The organism is Legionella busanensis (genome assembly GCF_900461525.1).
GTDB classification, from domain to species: domain Bacteria; phylum Pseudomonadota; class Gammaproteobacteria; order Legionellales; family Legionellaceae; genus Legionella_C; species Legionella_C busanensis.
Genome location: NZ_UGOD01000001.1, coordinates 2,013,772 through 2,032,479, shown reverse-complemented (window position 1 = coordinate 2,032,479; position 18,708 = coordinate 2,013,772). Strand labels below are relative to the sequence as shown.

The window sequence follows — 18,708 nt, the reverse complement described above, 5'->3', positions numbered from 1 at the left end:
CCAGTATTCAGGTTAGAACTATGACAAAGAGAGCAGCTGCAATGATACTCATCAAATATCTAATCTGCTTGTTGTTTTTAATAATTACCTCTACCAATTACGCGTCGACTTGGGTTTTTTCAGAACGTAGTGATTTAATTGGCAAAGTACAATATGCCACTGTACAAGCCGGAGAAACGTTAAGTGATGTGGGAATACGTTACGATATTGGCTATCATGAGATGGTACAAGCTAATCCTAAACTTGATCCATTACGGCCTCTCTACCCTCAAACTCAAGTTATTATTCCTTCACAATATATTTTACCGCCTGGGCCACACCAAGGTTTAGTTATTAATTTAGCTGAATTTAGACTTTACTATTATGTACCAGGCGATAACATTGTTATCACAATGCCAGTAGGTATTGGGCGGGAAGGTTGGAAAACGCCTATTGGCGTTACCAAAATTATTGCAAAGGAACGTGATCCTCACTGGCGGCCTACTGCTAATGTAAGAGCGGAGGCTGCCCGACATGGTACTCCTATTCCTCAAGAGTTTCCTCCAGGTGAAGGAAACCCTCTTGGTAGGCATGTTTTAAGATTGGGTTGGCCAACTTACTTAATTCATGGTACTAATCGTCGTGATATCGTTGGCTCACGTGTAAGTGCTGGATGTATTCGTATGATGCCAGAAGATATTGAATCTTTATTTGACTACGTAAAAGTAGGCACTTCTGTGCGAGTTATTAATGAACCCGTTAAATTAGGTTATGCTAATGGTGCAATCTTTCTTGAAGCACATCCACTTTTAGTAGAGCAGCAAGGTACGAATTTAAGTAAATTAGTGGCTAGCTTGTTGGCAACAAAAAACAATATACGAGATAAAAATAATAAAGTAATTCAAACTGAAATTCATTTTCCTTCTGGAATTCCTGTCAAGATCGGCTAAGGTCTGGCATTCGCACTAAGCTTCATACTTCGTTAAGAGCTCACTCAGGAAGTACAGTACTTGTTTGTACATTACTTTGCCGAATGAACTTGTGTCTTGTCTGAAACTTAGTGAGAAACGCTATCATTTTTCTCTTTAAGATAATTATAAATAAAGTGGGTAATAAGTAGCACAATAATACTCCCAACTAAATCTAAAGGATAATGCCAACCTAATAAAATACAAGATAAAGCAAGAAAAAAATTAATAATTAATATTAGTATAAATAATGGTTTAAAACCTCTAACAACATATAAGCATAACCAAGCCCAAATAAAATGAAAAGAGGGTAGAGCAATCATACCACCTTCAAGTGAAGTCGGTTGTTGATGGTGATGAATTTGCGTAAATTTTATGCCAGTAATATATTGCTCTGGTAAGAAAAAAGGACTTTTTAAGATACTAGCTGGTGCGGTAGTTGGAAAAAAATAGTAAAAAGTAAAGCCAATCATTGCCGAAATTAATAATAAACAAAAATATTCCCAAACTTTAGAAAATTGACCTAATAATGCGACTAACAACGGTAGAAATCCCATTTGCCAAGCCAAGCTATCATAAGCTAAGCCCAGTATTAATTTAAAATTAGGATATTGATTAGTCCAAGCCATTAAAGCAGGTAAATCAATGTAGAATTTAGACTCTAAAGCAACTATATATTTATCAATAGGTGGAAAAGGACTGTATTGTGCGGCATTTGTTGCTAAAGCAATAAATAACATAGAGAAATAAAGACCAGCAAAGGCATAGGTAATTTCAATAAAATAATCATTAAGGCTAAATTGTAATCTTAGGCCAATTAAAATCAGACACAAACTAATGCCGGCCCATAAAGCGAAGGGTGGAAAATAGTTGTTACCTATATAGTGGTAATAATGAGAATTAACGTAAAAAGCAAGGCTGGAAAGTATCGCTATTAATAAGCTTGTTATAATCGAGCAGGCTCTATCGGGATGTTTGAAAGCTGTAAAGTTAGGTAACTTCACTTTGTTTCTCTTTTGATTGAATAGCTTGATAAATCTCTTCTCGATGAATTTTTACTGAGCGGGGTGCTTCAACACCAAATTTGATATTGCCATGCTCCAGGGTTTTAAACGCCACCAGTAAGATATTATTATTTTTTACATTAATCACTAACGTTTCTTCAAAGTCTACTGTAATGATATCCATATAAATCTCTTTTTTAACAGGTTATAACGTATAGGATGGGCAAAAGCAATATGCTTTAATGCACGTAATTTACATTGTTTGAGTAATATCCTAATAAAGCCATCATCCGTTCACTTAAATTTATTAAAATAAAAGGTGATCTCAAATAATGGCTTGGGAAAGCAATCAAAGTATTCGTTAAATTACTTAATAATTTTTAATAGTTAGTTATTAAGGATGCGAAGGATAATAATAGGATGCATGTTGATAATGCTTTTCTATCATGTCCATAATATCTGTGTCTGAATGTAACCCGGCAATATTTCGTGCTTCTACTTTTGTATCTTCAGAGAAGAGCTGGTAATTTTCTAATGTATCCAATTTTAATAAAAATTTAATCAAATCTTTGCCACCAACTTCTGCTGCCTTAACTAAAGTATCTTGTGGAAAAGAAAAACGCTTATTATTATAAAAAAGTTGTAGACATTCAATTGAACCTTCGTATAAACAACGATAGAAAGCATCTTTGTTATTTTCATTCGGATCAAAGCGACCATCATTAAGTAGTATTTTTAAGACTTCTGGATGTGGGATTGCTTCATACAATAAACTATTAACAACTGTAGAGTTATAGCCATCTTCATCTGGATAACCTGTATCTTCCATAGGATTTGATAAAGGACATTTAGGTTGAGATAAGTAAAACTTTACAAAATTCACATCTCCCGATATAACAGCAGCCTTTAATTGGGGAAAAGTAACCTGCTTATTAAAGAAACAACTTATTGATGAAAATAATCCACTCATTTCTACTTCCTAGCCAGTGAATACTATAAATACATACTTACGTATTAAATCAAATTCTACTGCAAAAAGCATCTTATTGCAGCATTATATCTTATTGAGCTTACAGTATTCTGTTTTAAAAAATAAATCAATTTTTTGTAGTGTTAATTAAAGTCTCTTCTCACAGTATTAGCTAGCCCTAAGTCTTTAACAGCAATTAGATTACAAGCAGAGACAACTTCCAACCTATTAGAGAGGCCCTTATCCTTAATATAATTGCATAAATTTGTTTTAGATATACCTGCGCCTGACTTATCCTCAGTACGTTGCTCTAATAAATAATTTACAAATGCTTTTATTTCCTTGTTTTTAAGACCAGCAGCTTCTAAGAAAAGCTGAAATTCCGTTGGCTGCTCACGGAGGTCACCTCGGGAAAGATGGCAAGTATTAACATTAAAGCTTACACGACGTGGTTGATTTGGCCTAGAGGAAAAAAATGAAAATAATTTTCCTAAAACACAAGGCATAATATTTTGATCATTACCATTTCGAGGAAGTTTGCTTTTACGCAGGCTATCAGTTAGTTCTTCCGTAAATTTACGGCTTATGTTACCGGCCATCGCGCCATGGAAACGAATACTTTCACATATCGTACTTAAACATACGAAATGTCCATCGCGTCCCCGAACAATTTTTAACTCATTTTCTTCTATTTCAGTAAGTACCAGTGAGCGAATTTTACTTGCATCTTGTCCCATACCAGAAATCAATTGATCGCAGCGTTCTGTATGTAAATTCAAAAGATAGTATTTATCATTATCTTTTACTATCTCAGTGTTTTGGCCTTTTCCTTGTAAATCAGCTGCTAACTCTTGACTTATTTCTGCCGCACCTTCTCGTTTATGAAAACGTAAAACGATTTCATCTTGTTCAACTTTGATACCAATAAGTAAATAACCTTCATAGAGCGCATTTTTCCCTTTTGCGTATTCAAATGATTCAGTTGCCTGCCGAGCTAAATTTCTATAACTTACTGTGCCGCGTGCAAAAATTTTAACATTAGGGTTAAGTGATATACCAGGCCTATCTTCTAGAAAATCACCGTTATCATTTTGTAACCTATACCCTAGCTTATCGGTACCAAGTACCGAGATGCGATAAGCTGTGGCCGCACCGCCAGCGCCACCAATAACTACTACTCTTCTTGTCTTTACCTCTGCAACAGTTTGTCTTTCCTGATTACTTAAATCAAAATCATTACCATGAATAATAGGAGTAAATCCTCGGTTTTTATCATAAGTAGAATATTGTGCTAGGAATTCCTTACCAAGTTTGTCTTTATTGATCCCAGAATTTTTTGAAGAATTTCGTTGAATTTCGTACTGACAGGCATCTTCAAAAGAAGTATTTTGTCCTTCCCCCATGCCTAAAGCAAATTCCATTAATTGAGCATAGATATAAGCATGGTGAATACTATCATTAATTGTTATGGAAACTTTAACGCGAAAATTATAATCTAAAGCCTCACCACACCAATCTTTTAGGTGTTTTGTTTTTCTCTCAAGCTTTTCAACCTTTACACCAAATAAAGGGGGAGGGGTATCCTTTAAAGCCATATTTACAGTATTGTTATAGTATAAGTGGCGAGTATTTGTTCTTTTGTCACGATTTATACTTTGTGACTCTGGAACGAAATCACCTGCATTGGCATTACCAGGAATTTCAAGTAAAGGATGCTCTTGCTCTGCTCTATGATCAGCCTTAGTCCAGTGCCCCGTTTTATATTCCGAAATGAGAAGCGTATCGAGTATAAGATCTTTATCAACTACTGGATTATCAAGGTAGTTTCTTAATTGTTGAAAGGCTGAGCGAGCTACTGCAGGTACAGTTGGGTCGGTGCTCATCAAAGTCATTCCAGCAAATCCACATCCTATAAATAGACGACCTACCAAAATATTAGGTATTGATTGATATGTCACATCTTGGTTCGGACTTAAATATAAAGACAAAGCCTTTTGGGTAAATTCTTGTTTATCAGAGCGAACATGACAAGCTTCCTCAAGGACATCAAAGGAATCTGTAACGCGTTCAAGATCATTTGATTGAGATTTCTTAATTGTTTTTTGCTCTTGTTGTGTAGCAGCATCTTTATTTTCAGTGTTTATCTTTTGGGGATTTTTTTCTGATAGGAGTGTTTTAAAACGTAATAAATGAATTTGCTCAAGTTTTTTTCCACTTAAATCTAACTTATCAAAGGCAAAGCCCTCAATTTCAGCATATTTTTTTATTGCTTCCTTAAAAAGTAGCCAATAAGAATTAAAAAAGGGATCTTTATTTGAACTTGATGGAAAAGGTAAACCCGAAATGGACCAAATTTTTTCAGTATGTTTAAGTATATCCTCAGCCCTAATATAGCCCTTAGTATCTTGATGAACAACGTGCTTGATAGCAATGACTAAGCGATTCAACTGATTTGTCCGCCCATCTTTGTGCCATTTTATAAGCTGAGTGTTCTCAAACAAGGGTATTTCATGTAGAAGTAATGGTTCCCTTAAGGGCGATGAATTTTCAGCTGCTTTTTGTAAATCATGTAAATTTTTTAAAAGTTTTTGATACCCTTTGGGTACAGCTTGCTTATATTTAGACGCCGGGGATAAAAAATCATTAGCTGAAATAATGGCACTAGAAGAATAACTAATATTACCTTCTAACAAATCAATTGCCTTTATAGAATCATCTTTAGTGGTTAATTTTAAAGATTTTAGTGTCGCTAAGCGATTAGTTAAAATATTTCTAATAATACGAGTTCGTTCATTTAATGTTTTTCTTTTTTTACCTTTTGCCATAATAAATTAAACTTACAACAATTAAATTAGTTGAATCGTAAAAGATGAAAATTAATAAAATATTAACAATTTGGCTTTTTTTATAAATATTTTGCATAAAAAAAATTATATAAGACATAATTAATTCAAATGGTTTTAATTATAAGTGGTTGAATATTTTAATTGATTTGCCCTCAAATGAAGTTATCTAAATTAAATAAAAAAAGAGCCTTACAGTTAAAAGGAAATAAAAATTTGCTAAAATTACAAATATAGACGTTCTTAATTGACCAGTGATGAAGTTTGCCCCCTGCCCAAAAATAAGTTAAAATCGGCCAGTTTAAAACCTTGCCTTACTTTATTTTTTGAAAGAAGGCTTTAATCCATAAGGAGAATTCATGAGACATTATGAAATAGTGTTCCTCGTTCACCCCGATCAAAGTGAACAAGTCCCAGGTATGATTGAACGTTACGAAGGTATTATTACCAAGCAAGATGGTGTTATTCATCGTCGAGAAGATTGGGGCCGCCGTCAATTAGCTTATTCAATTAAAGATGTTCATAAAGCGCATTATATTTTAATGAATGTTGAATGTAATCAAGCTGCCATTGATGAATTAAAAAATGCTTTTAAATTTAATGATGCTATTCTTCGTAATCTTATTATCCTTAAAAAGGAAGCGATAACGGGTGAATCTGCATTAATGAAAAAAGATAAAGATAAAGAAAAAGATACCAGAGCAGCTTAAGGAGAATTGAAATGTCAACTTATTTCCGTCGTAAAAAAATGTGTCGTTTCAATGCCGAAGGCTCAAGCGAAATCGATTACAAAGATATTAATCTATTAAAAAATTATATTACTGAAACTGGAAAAATTGTACCAAGCCGAATTACAGGTGTACCCACTCGTTTTCAGCGGCAGTTAGCACAGGCGATTAAACGTGCTCGATTCTTAGGGTTATTGCCTTATTGTGACAGTCATCGATAACAGAAATTTATGAATACCTTTTTGCGTAATCAGGGTCAATATCTACTAAAAAATGAGATTTGTGCATTTTTTGTAGCTGCAATATTGGCCTTAACACCTCTTACTACTTGGTTATCCTTAGCAGTGATAACCTTGGTTACCTTACGAAAGGGGTTTGTTGATGGCGCTAAGGTATTTATTTGTGGAATTATCGCAAGCTATATTTCTTATCAGTTTAATGCTAATTTGGGGCACGCTTTCTCTATGACTATAATAACATTTATTATAGGCTTTAGTGCTGCCTTAATATTGAGATTAACAGCAAATTGGAAAGTAGTAATATTTGGAATTTTAATTGCTGCATTAGTAATTATTAGCTTGATTCATGGACTTTTACCAACGTATGCCAATGAACAATATGCTTTATTACTTACTGTGTTAAAGGAAATAGATCCAAATCATATGTTGGTGCAGCTTTTAGAAAGCCAACAGCACACTAATCCAAATTTGATCGTTAATTCCTTACTGGGTATTAGAGTATTAAGCCTAGTTTTTTCCGCCCTAGGTTCATTAATGCTAGCGCGAGGAATTCAATCGCTGTTGTTTTATCCCGGTGGTTTTAGAGAAGAAATGCTTGCGTTTCGAGCAAGTTGTGTCGGTGTATTTTTACTGATTATTGCTGTTTTTGGAGTATATCAAGGTAATCCTATTGCCATTAGTTGTCTACCACTGTTAGTGGTTTACCTAATGTTTGCTGGGATTAGCTTATTTTTTAATATAATGGCTAGAAAAAGAGATTTAATAACTATTTTTCTATTATTTGTGCCGCTTATAATTGTGCCTTATATAATGCTCCCAATCTATGTGTTTTTCGGCTCATTAGATAGTTTATTTAATCTAAGGTTACATTTATCCTTAGGTAGAAAATTCAAGAATTAAGAGGTGAATGATGGAAGTTATTTTATTAGAGAAGGTAAGAAACTTAGGTAATCTAGGTGATAGAGTTGATGTCAAAGCTGGTTATGGCCGCAACTATTTAATCCCACTGAATAAAGCAGTTTTTGCAACAGAGAAAAACATTGAATATTTTGAAAAACGCCGTGCTGAATTAGAAAAGAAAGCTCAGCAAGATCAGGCTCGTGCTGAACAACGTGCAGCTAAGTTAAATGATACTTCAATTGTTATTTCTGCTTTAGCTAGTGATGAAGGTAAGCTTTATGGCTCCATTGGTGCTAGTGAAATCAGAGATGCTTTAGTTGCTAAAGATGTAGAAGTTAGTAAGCGTGAAATTTCTTTACCGGAAGGCCCAATTCATTCTGTTGGCGACTATGTAATTGATATTCATGTTCATAGCGATATCACTGCTCAAGTTCAAGTACAAGTTGTTTCAGCAAAATAATCTAAATACCTGGGTTACAAAATTTAGTTGTAACCCAAGGTTTTTATCAGTTCTAACTAAACAATTTTGATTAGTATTGCTAAAATAATTCAATTTTCTAAGTTCAAATAATTTCTACACGTATAACATCATAGGCAGGCACTTCATAAGGATGATAGTGACGTAGCATGAGAATAGCTTTTTCTATGATAGTCGCATGACACAACATTTCTACTTTATATTCAGGGACATAATTTAATGTGTAGGTTTTCCCTATATTTGGATGCGCATTACCTATAGGACGAAATTGGCTCTGACCTAAGCATTGCCAACATGTTTTGTCATAATTACCTTGGGAACCTGCGCCTATGGCAAATAGAGCTTCTTTTACTATCTCTAAATGACTTTCTGGAACATAAAAAGATAACTTATAATTAAAGTCTACTTTTTCCATTTAATGTTACATCCTAAACTAGGTTTTTGGATTTCCGTAACAGGTTGATCAGTTAAAAGACAGTCAATAACTTGACGTAAAGATTCACCCGTAACAGGAATTTGATTTCCTGGGCGTGAGTCATCAAATTGACCACGATAAACTAACTTTAAATTTGTATCATAAACAAAGAAATCCGGGGTACAAGCAGCTTGATATGCTTTTGCAATTTCCTGAGTTTCATCAAAAAGATAAGGAAAAGAATAGCCCTCCTTTAAGGCTGTCAATTTCATATGTTCTGGCGAATCATCAGGATAGCTATCAATATCATTAGAATTAATCGCAATAAAACGTACCTTATCTTGATAGGAATTTGTTAATTGAACAAGGCCTCTATTAAGATGTTTAACATAGGGGCAGTGATTACATATAAACATAATAACCGTACATTTAATATCTTCTTGTTGGCCTAAACTGACATTATTTCCGCTGATAACATCTAGTAAACAAAATGCAGACGCTGTGCTGCCTAGGGGTACCATTTTAGAAGCTGTTTTAGCCATTTTTTATCCTAACTAATTATGAAAAAAAATAATTCTAATAAGTGCTGTTAAAGCAAAAATTGTATTCATAATTGCCCATATTAGAGCAGGTGGCTTTTTGTATGAATACGAATAGGCAAAAATTGCAATTGCTGTACTACCAAGAAAAAAAACTCGTTGGTCCTCATAGGATAACCCAATAGATAGGGCAGCAATACCAACAATACCTATAATTAATAAAATATTACTTAATTGTCCACTTAAAAAATAAAATACCAATAATTGAATACAAAGTAGGATAGGTATAGCAGCTTGCACAATAGAACCTATACCTAATAATTTTGCACCGTGCCCGGCCGCCAAAATAATTTCAAGCGCAATAAAATAAAATAACTTAAAATAAATTGCTGTAATAAGTAGTAGAGTTGAGCCAATAACATAAAAAATAGCTGCAAAGCTTTGTGTTAAGCCAATAAGAGAAATAAATGCGCCTAAAATTCCAATGCTAAGAAAAACAACCTCCTTTTTCAACATTGTATTCCTTTGTTTTTCCTCTCCAATAAACATTTTTATTGAAATTTATTGAAAATAATAATTAGTTCACTAGGTTTAAATGGCTTTTTTAGTATTGGCAGTTTAATTTTAAGATTACCAACGCAAATAGATACCTTTTGCTGTTGAATCATTAATTACACTACGTTGTTCTTTATTAACAGATACCCAATAATTACCCATATTACTAAGTGCAAATTTTACTCGCGGATACTGACAAACATCTAAAACTTCCCGACAGTCGACCTGTTTTGCATTATTATTCTCAATATGAAAACATTGAAAATATAAATTTTCTATATCTGATGCAAAAGCTGCCCAGTTTTTGGGATTTATTTTAGCGGTTAGTGACGGGCTCATAAAGATATCTTCTGTCTCTACTCTTTTTAGCTCAACGAGTTGATCACTGCGATTTTGCATTAAATAGAAAGTTTGCCCGCCTTTATCATTGACTACAAGGTTAGGTCCGTTATAACCAAAACCTGTCACCTCACAGCCGCGAGGAAAATTAGCATAGGTTAATGTATTTACCGATAAAATTACCGCCATTAATGTTAATCTACTTATAAACATAATACTTTTTTACCTTTACCTTAAGTAATGTTATTATTTTAATGTGATTGAAAGTATTTTCAATGGCTATTTATTAATGAAAGCCTCTTTAAATAATAAGAATTTAACTTCCGTTAAATTAATCTTTATAAGAAGCAATTTTCGACAACAGCATAGGTGAGTAAGTCCGATAAACACTTAAAGTCAAATACATTATTATATAACCTAATGATAAGACTAAACAGAGTCGATTAATAGTAGGATAAGTCCATAAAACAACCCCTGAGCAAATCCCATATAAAAGTGAGAAACTATGCATTAATATTTTTAATAACTTTGACTCAGTAAGGTAATCTAATCGAGAAGGGTAAACATATTTAATAGGTACAAAGATTAAAACACAAAGAATTGATAAAATCCAAGCGTTAGCGTTCATGGATGTGTTAAAAATAAACATATAGAAAAGTGCAATATTCCAATAGCATGGAAAGCCTTTAAAAAAGTGATCAGGCGTTTTTGCATCAGCTTGGCAAAATTGATATGAAGAAGTGATAATAATTGCCACAATAATTGTAATTGCTAAGTCTGGTGGAAGCATGTCTGCTTTAACAAAAAGAAAAAAGCAAGGTGTAATGACATAATTTAAATAGTCTACGATATTGTCTAGCAATGCGCCATCAAAGTAGGGTAACACTCTTTTAACCCCTACTAATCTAGCTAAAGTTCCATCAACCGCATCAATAACGACAGCAGCTGCCATAAACCAAAGGGCATGAAGGTATTCATGTTGATAAATTTTGATAAGTGTAAAAAGCCCAGCACAGGCAGCACTTGCTGTAAAAGCGTGTACAGCCCAGGCAGCGAGATAATGAGTAGGATGGTAGCTTAGCGTTTTGTTGGTCATTTTTTATCCTAAGCTCCTAAGCAATAGTTTTAAATGTCTAATATTCATGCAGTTTTTAATTATAAATATCTATTAAAGAATTATTCAAACAATTTGATTAAAAAATAATTTGTGCAAAATAATGTTATTTGCCTAAAACAAAACCTATTTCAGGTTCAAACAATCCAACACGCAAAATAGTAACAACAATTAAATCGAATACGCAAGAATTTGCAAAGGAGAAGAATGATTTAATAAATTAATTGTTATATTTTAGTCAACTTATCAATTTTATCTATAGAACTCACAAAAAATATAAAGCCAGAAGAAAAAAAATATTTTAATGAGGAAGTTTAGCTAAGCTAAAAGACTAAGTTATATGTCTTTCAACGTAAAGTTTGCCGTTTTTTGAAAGTCCTGACTTACTGCTCTTATATTGGCTTCAGCTAACTCGTGGTCTACACTTTAAAAATAATTTGAAAGGATGAGCTATGATGATTCAAACTATTAATCCTGCTACTGAGGATGTGTTACAAAGTTATACTCCGCTTGATGAGGCAGAGATGCAGCAAGTTATTGACCAGGGTCATGCAGCATTTGAAGAATGGCGCCAAGTACCTTTTTCACAACGTAGTTTATTAATGACTAATTTGATAAATTTATTGCAAGCAAAGAAAGAAACATTAAGTAACCTTATTACTCAAGAAATGGGTAAACCTATTTGTCAAAGCCAAGCGGAAATTGAGAAATGTGCTTGGGTTTGTCAGTATTATGCTGAGTATGCAGAAGAATTTCTTAAGCCTCGTATTGTTCAAACAGAAATGACTAAAACATTTGTTTCTCATGAACCTATTGGTGTTATTTTAGCAATAATGCCTTGGAATTTTCCTTTTTGGCAGGTCTTTCGCTTTGCGATTCCAACTATTATGGCAGGTAACGCTGTTATTTTAAAACATGCGCCAAATTCAATTGGTGCCGGAAATGCCATTGAGCAATTATTTAAGGATGCTGGTTTTTTACCTAACTTATTTCAGCATATGATTTTAGAAAATGACGTTACCGCAAAAGCAATTTCTCATCCTAAAATTGCAGCATTAAGCTTTACCGGTAGTGAGAAAACAGGCCGTTTAGTTGCCAGTCTTGCTGCAGCAAATTTAAAAAAATCTGTTCTAGAGCTTGGCGGTAATGACCCTTATTTAATTTTAGCTGATGCAGATATTGAGTTAGCTGCGCAAAATATTTTGACATCACGTTTAAATAACTGTGGTCAAGTCTGTATTGCGGCAAAACGGATTATTGTTGAAGAAAGTATTCATGATGAATTAGTTGCAAAAATTTTATCTTTATTACCAACCTATACTTCAGGTGACCCTAAAAATCCTGCAACTAAACTTGGGCCTATGGCTCGTAAAGATTTACGAGATACACTACATAAACAAGTAGAAGAAAGTATTAAAAAAGGGGCTGTTTTGCTGACTGGTGGACAGATACCTTTAGGAAAAGGCTATTATTATCCGCCTACTTTACTTATAGATGTAAAACCTGGTATGCCTGCTTTTGATGAAGAATTATTTGGGCCTGTTATTGCTATTAGTCGCTGTAAAAATGAAGAAGAAGCGATTTCACTTGCTAATAAGAGTCGATATGGCTTAGCAGCTGCCATTTTTACACGTGACTTAGAGCGTGGTGAAGCAATTGCTAAAAATGACATAAATACTGGCGTTTGTTTTGTAAATGCGTTTGTTTCGTCAGATCCCAGGGTGCCTTTTGGTGGGGTGAAATTTTCAGGTTATGGGCGAGAGTTATCAAAGGAAGGCATTTTGGAGTTTGTTAACACTAAAACAGTTTCCATTAAGTAGTATGTAAATATTTTAGGATAGATAATTAAATGACAAATCAGTTTATTTTCATTTCAGTTAAAAAACAGCAATTGTACTGCTATGATAATGATATTCTTTTAGAAATCTATCCTGTTTCAACAGCAAAAAATGGATTAGGTGAGTTAACAGGAACTGAATGTACACCAAGAGGGTGGCATCAAATTTATTCGCATATTGGCAAGGATGCACCAATAAATAGTATTTTTGTAGGTAGAAAATGGACAGGTGAAATCTATTCGTCTGAATTAGGTAAAAATCATACGAAACGTGATTGGATTTTATCAAGAATTATACAATTAGATGGGATGGAAAAAGGCCGTAATAAAGAGGGTAATGTCGATAGTTTAGGGCGTTATATTTACATTCATGGTATAGCGGATGATACTGATATAAGTAAGCCTCAATCACACGGTTGTATACGTATGCGTAATATCGATATTATAAGATTTGCTGATTGGGTCAAACTTAATACGTATGTATGTATTGAGTAGAAGTAAGGCTAGTATTAAATATAAATGAGAAATTAAGAAGAAGATTAGTAGTTTTTTAAGACGTTATTGCATGGTATTGCCTAAAGACTTAAGAGAAACAAGAAAATTAGCTGTTAAAAAATTAACAATTTAAGAACTTCATATATACCATCTTACACCAACGGTATATAATTCGTACAATTTTTTTCATGCCTAATGAGGTGAATGAATGTCTTACAAATTTGAAGAGAGCAAAGTCTTAATTATTGATGCAGTGGTGGCTAAAATTAAGCAAAAAATGAATTCAAAGCAGGCAGAGTTGTGTGCTGCTTTTGTTCAGCAATTTTTAGGTACTGTCGCCTTAGATGATCTTCAAGAGTGGGATATTGATGATTTATACGGTGCCACTATTAACTTTTGGGCTTTTATGCAAAATAGAGCACCCAATGAAACAAAAGTTCGCATTTATAATCCAGAGTTTGAACGACACGGTTGGCAAACAACACATACTGTAGTTGAAATAATTACTAAAGATATTCCATTTTTAGTTGATTCATTGCGCATGGTAATTACGCGTTTAGGCCTTGCTTCTCATCTAGTAATTTATTTAGGTGGCTTATGTGTTAAAAGGGATAAAGAAAATAATGTTGTAGCTGTTTTACCGCATGGCAGTGGAAAGAAACAAGACGTTTTAGTTGAAGCCCCCATTTTTATGGAAATTGATAGGCAAACTAATCCCACTATCCTTGAGGAATTACATCGTAATATTGAAAGGGTTTTAGACGATAACCGTGCTGTGGTCGAAGATTGGCCAGAAATGCGTAAAAAGGTATGTGAAGCAATTGAGGAAATTGATCAACTTAAAGGCCTTGATCCAGCTGAAGCCGAAGAAACTAAAGCCTTTCTCCGCTGGATTGAAGACCATCATTTTACTTTTTTAGGCTTACGAGACTATGAATTAGTAAAAAAAGGTGATGAGATGGTTTTGCAGCCTATACCTGAGACAGGATTAGGCGTACTGAGACCCAGTTTAAGTAAATCAAACGCCCGTAGTATTTCATCAATGACACCTGAGGCACGTGAACTAACCCTATCACCACGTATATTAGTGATGTCTAAGACCAATACGGAAGCGACAGTACATCGTCGAACCTACACTGATTATATTGGTGTTAAACGTTTTAATAAGAAAGGAGAAGTAATAGGCGAGCGACGTATTATAGGCCTTTACACCTCAGCTGCTTATAACACTAATCCTAAGCATATTCCATTTTTGCGTCATAAAGTGGCGCAGGTAATGAAAAATTCTAATCTTGAGCCGCGAAGCCACGCAGGAAAAATACTTTTAAATATTTTAGAAACATTGCCTAGAGATGAACTCATTCAAGCTTCTGAAGATGAATTATTAGAAATTGCAATGGGCATTTATTATATGCAGGAGCGTCGACGTATTCGGTTATTCGTACGAACTGATCCATATCGACGTTTTGTATCTTGTTTAGTGTATGTACCTAAAGATCACTTTACTTCTGAATTGCGCCATGCAATGGAAAAAATATTAGCAGAAAGTTTCCATGCTTTAGAAATAACATTTTCCACTACATTTACCGAATCTATTCTAGCTCGAATTCATTTTTTAATTAGAACTAACCCTGATGATAATACTCAATGGGATTTTAAAGAAATTGAGCGAAAACTAATCGAAGTCGGACGCTCTTGGATAGATGATTTACTTCATTTTCTAAGTGATGCATTTGGAGAAGAGATAGCCAATCGACTCTATTCACGCTATAAAAATGCTTTTCCTAGTAATTATCGTGATAACTTCACTGCCCGTACAGCAGTTTACGATATTAAGCATGTGGAAGCTTTGTCTCAAGATAACCCACTAGTGATGAATTTTTATCGCCCAATGCATGAAATGGCTGATAGTTTTCGGTTAAAAATATATCAACATGATGTCACTATTCCCTTATCTGACGTTTTACCTATTGTTGAGCACTTAGGGATGCGTGCTATTAGTGAAAGACCCTATGTTTTAAAATTTGAAGATGGTCGTATTACTTGGATTAATGATTTTGCTTTGCAATATACTAAGCAAATGGCTTTTGATATTGATGAAATTAAGGAACTTTTTCAAAATGCGTTTGCCAATATATGGACAGGCGAAGCAGATAATGATGGGTTTAATCAATTAGTGCTTGGTGCTGGCTTAAATTGGCGACAGGTGGCTATTCTTCGTACTTATGCAAAATACTTCAAGCAAATTGGATTTACCTTTAGCCAAGAATATATAGAAACTGCCCTTAATAATAATGCAGCCATTGCGAGGAAATTGGTTCAGCTTTTTGAGATTCGATTTAATCCTCAAGAAACCACTACTCGCGACATGCAGTTTACAGATCAGCTTAATCAAATTCTTAAGTCATTAGATGATGTCTCAAATTTAGACGAAGATAAAATTATTAGGCAATATATTCAAGCTATTACTGCAACTGTAAGAACTAATTTCTACCAAGTTGATAGTCAAGGTAAACATAAGTCCTGTATTGCTATTAAACTTAATAGCAAATTAATTCCGAGATTACCTAAACCTTATCCAATGTTTGAGATTTTTGTTTATTCACCTCGATTCGAGGGGGTACATTTACGAGGCGGCAAAGTGGCACGAGGTGGATTGCGTTGGTCAGATCGCCGTGAAGATTTCCGTACCGAAATATTAGGGCTAATGAAAGCCCAACAAGTTAAAAATGCCGTTATTGTACCTTCGGGCGCTAAAGGAGGATTCGTACCTAAGCGGCTGCCTAGCACAGGTAATAGAGAGGATATACAAGCTGAAGCGATTGCTTGTTATCAATTATTTATACGTAGTTTGCTTGATATTACGGATAATTACAGGGAAGGAACAGTTATTAAACCACCACAAGTTATCTGTTTTGATGAAGATGATCCTTATTTAGTTGTTGCTGCTGATAAAGGAACTGCAACCTTTTCTGATATAGCCAATGCTATTTCTTTAGAGTACAACTTTTGGTTGGGTGATGCGTTTGCATCAGGCGGATCAGTAGGTTATGACCATAAGAAAATGGGTATTACCGCTCGTGGCGCCTGGGAGTCAGTAAAGCGTCATTTTTATGAAATGAACGTTGATATTAATAAAACTGATTTTACCGTAGTTGGCATTGGTGATATGTCAGGGGATGTGTTTGGTAATGGTATGCTGCTTTCTAAGCATATCAAGTTAGTTGCTGCCTTTAATCATGTTCATATTTTTATTGATCCCCATCCTGATACTGAGGTGAGTTTCCAAGAGCGCGCACGTCTATTTCACCTACCTCGCTCAACTTGGATGGATTATCAGAAAAAATTAATTTCAAAAGGTGGCGGTGTTTTTAATCGAACTGCAAAATCAATTCCTGTTAGTAAGGAAATGAAACAAGTATTTGATATTACCGTTAATGAAATTGAACCTAATGAACTAATTAAAGTTATTTTAAAAGCAAGAGTTGATTTACTTTGGAGCGCTGGCATCGGTACCTTTGTCAAAGCTCAAAATGAGAGTCATATTGATGTAGGTGATAGAACGAATGATGCTACCCGTATTAATGCTAACCAGTTACGTTGTAAAGTTGTGGCAGAGGGGGGTAATCTTGGTTTAACTCAGTTAGCGCGAGTTGAATATGCTTTAAATAATGGCCTTATTTATACCGACTTTATTGATAATTCTGCTGGGGTAAGTTGTTCAGATAAAGAAGTGAATATCAAAATTTTACTTAATAGCATAGTAACAGCTGGCGATTTAACGTTTAAACAGCGTAATGAATTATTAAGCGAAATGACAGGTGAAGTGGCTTCTTTAGTACTTGCCGATAATTTTATGCAAACACGGGCTATTAGTCTGACAGCAGGCCAGGGCCTACGTACATTTGAATTGCATAATCGGTATATTAATGAATTGGAGCGTACGGGTAAGATTGATAGAGCAGTTGAATTTTTACCAACTGAAAAGTTATTGATAGAGCGAAAGCTAATGGGTAAAGGTCTAACGACTCCTACTATTTCAGTATTGCTTTGCTATAGCAAAATGATATTAAAAGAGCAAATTTTAGCTTCGGACGTACCTGAAGATTCTTACCTTAAAGCCTTGTTAATTAACTATTTCCCTAAACCATTACAAGAAAAGTTTAGTAAGGAAATGCAAGATCATCCTCTAAAGAGAGAAATTATTGCTACTAAATTAAGCAATATTATCTTAAATGAGATGAGCTTTGTTTTTATATTTAGAATGCAAGAAGAAACAGGTGCATCAGTAGCGGCTATTGTACGTGCATATATCATCGCTCGTCGTGTGCTTGAAGTAGATAATATTTGGAAGCAAATTGAAAGTATTGAATCGTGTGTAACGGCTGAAAAGCAAATGGAATTAATTATGCTTTATATCCGATTATTAAGACGTGTTACGCGCTGGTTCTTACGTAATCAACGCATGCGCTTAAATATTGGTAAAGCAATCAAAAATTATTCGCCTGGTGTGCTTGAGTTAAAAGGTGCAATCCCTCTTATTTTTGGTGAAAATAATCGTGTTCAATATGAAGAATATTTAAATCAGTATTTAGAATTAGGTATTCCAGCAAGTTTAGCCCATGAAATAGCTTTAACGCGACCCTTATTTTCTGCCATGGATATCATTGAAGTTTCACAACAACTTGATATTAGTGTAACAAGCGTTGCTGAAGTTTATTTTGGTATTGGTGAATTTTTAGACTTAGCTTGGATACGCAACCAGGTTATTGCTCATCCAGCTGAAAATAATTGGGAGTCATTATCAAGAGAAGCACTGCGCGATGATTTGGATTGGCAACAGCGCCAATTGACTGCCGGTATTATCAAGTTAGGTGATAATAAACGAGACTACATGACCTGCTTTAGAGAATGGTCAGAGCAGCATGCAGGATTGATTAATAGATGGCGTCATATCTTAACTGATTTACGTGCTTCAACTACCCTTAACTATACAATGTTTTTTGTTGCAATACGTGAATTATTAGCCCTTACTCAAACGACTATACAAATGGCTGAAAAAGATACTACGGTTGTTGATGTTAAATAGTTAAATTGTTCTGCTTTAGCCATTGCTTAGATTCCGCGACTTGTTTGCGGAATCTAGACATAAGTAGTCTTATTGGATCCTTGGACAAGCCACGGGACATAGGGGGCGAAGACAGTGCTTACATTCCATTGTTTAAGTTCGACGTAGGTGATGCGTTAAAGAAGTAGCCTGGGTGCAGGCCTTTTAGCCGTAACCCGGGTTTCACTTCGTGCACCC

Annotated in this window: 17 protein-coding genes; 8 read left to right on the top strand and 9 right to left on the bottom strand. The window is 34.5% G+C overall.

All coding sequences use genetic code 11. From position 1 onward, the window contains the following. Positions 1 to 20 precede the first annotated feature (20 nt). Positions 21 to 929, top strand: coding sequence for a L,D-transpeptidase family protein (locus DYH30_RS09075; RefSeq protein ID WP_115331357.1), 909 nt, complete (start codon positions 21 to 23; stop codon positions 927 to 929). 107 nt (positions 930 to 1,036) lie between these two features. Here DYH30_RS09075 and DYH30_RS09070 read toward each other — a convergent pair whose 3' ends face one another. The 4 genes from DYH30_RS09070 to DYH30_RS09055 all read right to left on the bottom strand — a co-directional run bounded on the left by DYH30_RS09070 (position 1,037) and on the right by DYH30_RS09055 (position 5,746). Then, positions 1,037 to 1,951, bottom strand: coding sequence for a phosphatase PAP2 family protein (locus DYH30_RS09070; protein ID WP_115331356.1), 915 nt, complete (start codon positions 1,949 to 1,951; stop codon positions 1,037 to 1,039). After that, a complete protein-coding gene (locus DYH30_RS09065; protein ID WP_115331355.1) occupies positions 1,938 to 2,135 on the bottom strand; it encodes a carbon storage regulator in 198 nt (65 codons plus the stop codon). Before DYH30_RS09065 ends, DYH30_RS09070 begins: the two co-directional genes overlap by 14 nt. A gap of 210 nt (positions 2,136 to 2,345) precedes the next feature. After that, entirely contained in the window at positions 2,346 to 2,921 is a 576-nt protein-coding gene (locus DYH30_RS09060) for an ankyrin repeat domain-containing protein (protein ID WP_115331354.1), read from the bottom strand. 143 nt (positions 2,922 to 3,064) lie between these two features. After that, entirely contained in the window at positions 3,065 to 5,746 is a 2,682-nt protein-coding gene (locus DYH30_RS09055; protein ID WP_115331353.1) for a hypothetical protein, read from the bottom strand. A 377-nt stretch (positions 5,747 to 6,123) separates the two neighbouring features. On the opposite strand from DYH30_RS09055, the gene rpsF reads away from it, so the two are divergent. Genes rpsF through rplI form a run of 4 tightly spaced genes read left to right on the top strand, consistent with a single transcriptional unit; the run spans position 6,124 to position 8,091 of the window. Continuing rightward, on the top strand, positions 6,124 to 6,474 hold the full coding sequence (gene rpsF / locus DYH30_RS09050; protein ID WP_115331352.1) for a 30S ribosomal protein S6: 351 nt from the start codon (positions 6,124 to 6,126) through the stop codon (positions 6,472 to 6,474). 11 nt (positions 6,475 to 6,485) lie between these two features. Next, positions 6,486 to 6,713: a 30S ribosomal protein S18 gene (gene rpsR, locus DYH30_RS09045; protein ID WP_115331351.1), complete on the top strand. Its 228-nt coding sequence runs from the start codon at positions 6,486 to 6,488 to the stop codon at positions 6,711 to 6,713. A 9-nt stretch (positions 6,714 to 6,722) separates the two neighbouring features. Then, positions 6,723 to 7,631: a hypothetical protein gene (locus DYH30_RS09040; protein WP_115331350.1), complete on the top strand. Its 909-nt coding sequence runs from the start codon at positions 6,723 to 6,725 to the stop codon at positions 7,629 to 7,631. A gap of 10 nt (positions 7,632 to 7,641) precedes the next feature. Further along, positions 7,642 to 8,091, top strand: a complete 450-nt coding sequence (rplI, locus tag DYH30_RS09035) for a 50S ribosomal protein L9 (protein ID WP_115331349.1) — start codon at positions 7,642 to 7,644, stop codon at positions 8,089 to 8,091. 103 nt (positions 8,092 to 8,194) lie between these two features. On the opposite strand, the gene DYH30_RS09030 is transcribed toward rplI, so the two are convergent. The 5 genes from DYH30_RS09030 to pcsA all read right to left on the bottom strand — a co-directional run bounded on the left by DYH30_RS09030 (position 8,195) and on the right by pcsA (position 11,053). Further along, positions 8,195 to 8,524, bottom strand: coding sequence for a YqfO family protein (locus tag DYH30_RS09030; protein ID WP_115331348.1), 330 nt, complete (start codon positions 8,522 to 8,524; stop codon positions 8,195 to 8,197). After that, positions 8,512 to 9,066 carry a thioredoxin family protein gene (locus DYH30_RS09025; RefSeq protein WP_115331347.1) on the bottom strand — a complete coding sequence of 185 codons (555 nt, stop codon included), beginning with the start codon at positions 9,064 to 9,066 and terminating at the stop codon, positions 8,512 to 8,514. Before DYH30_RS09025 ends, DYH30_RS09030 begins: the two co-directional genes overlap by 13 nt. 12 nt (positions 9,067 to 9,078) lie before the next feature. Then, a complete protein-coding gene (locus DYH30_RS09020; RefSeq protein ID WP_115331346.1) occupies positions 9,079 to 9,579 on the bottom strand; it encodes a hypothetical protein in 501 nt (166 codons plus the stop codon). A gap of 114 nt (positions 9,580 to 9,693) precedes the next feature. After that, the gene (locus tag DYH30_RS09015) at positions 9,694 to 10,170 is read right to left on the bottom strand and encodes an enhanced entry protein EnhB (protein WP_115331345.1); all 477 of its coding nucleotides are present in this window, start codon (positions 10,168 to 10,170) and stop codon (positions 9,694 to 9,696) included. Between the two features lie 118 nt (positions 10,171 to 10,288). Next, positions 10,289 to 11,053, bottom strand: a complete 765-nt coding sequence (gene pcsA / locus DYH30_RS09010; RefSeq protein ID WP_115331344.1) for a phosphatidylcholine synthase — start codon at positions 11,051 to 11,053, stop codon at positions 10,289 to 10,291. Between the two features lie 470 nt (positions 11,054 to 11,523). Between pcsA and DYH30_RS09005 the strand changes: the two genes are divergently transcribed. The 3 genes from DYH30_RS09005 to DYH30_RS08995 all read left to right on the top strand — a co-directional run bounded on the left by DYH30_RS09005 (position 11,524) and on the right by DYH30_RS08995 (position 18,492). Then, positions 11,524 to 12,891 carry an NAD-dependent succinate-semialdehyde dehydrogenase gene (locus DYH30_RS09005; RefSeq protein ID WP_115331343.1) on the top strand — a complete coding sequence of 456 codons (1,368 nt, stop codon included), beginning with the start codon at positions 11,524 to 11,526 and terminating at the stop codon, positions 12,889 to 12,891. Between the two features lie 29 nt (positions 12,892 to 12,920). Next, positions 12,921 to 13,403, top strand: a complete 483-nt coding sequence (locus DYH30_RS09000) for a L,D-transpeptidase (RefSeq protein ID WP_115331342.1) — start codon at positions 12,921 to 12,923, stop codon at positions 13,401 to 13,403. Between the two features lie 208 nt (positions 13,404 to 13,611). After that, entirely contained in the window at positions 13,612 to 18,492 is a 4,881-nt protein-coding gene (locus DYH30_RS08995; protein WP_115331341.1) for an NAD-glutamate dehydrogenase, read from the top strand. Positions 18,493 to 18,708 lie beyond the last annotated feature (216 nt).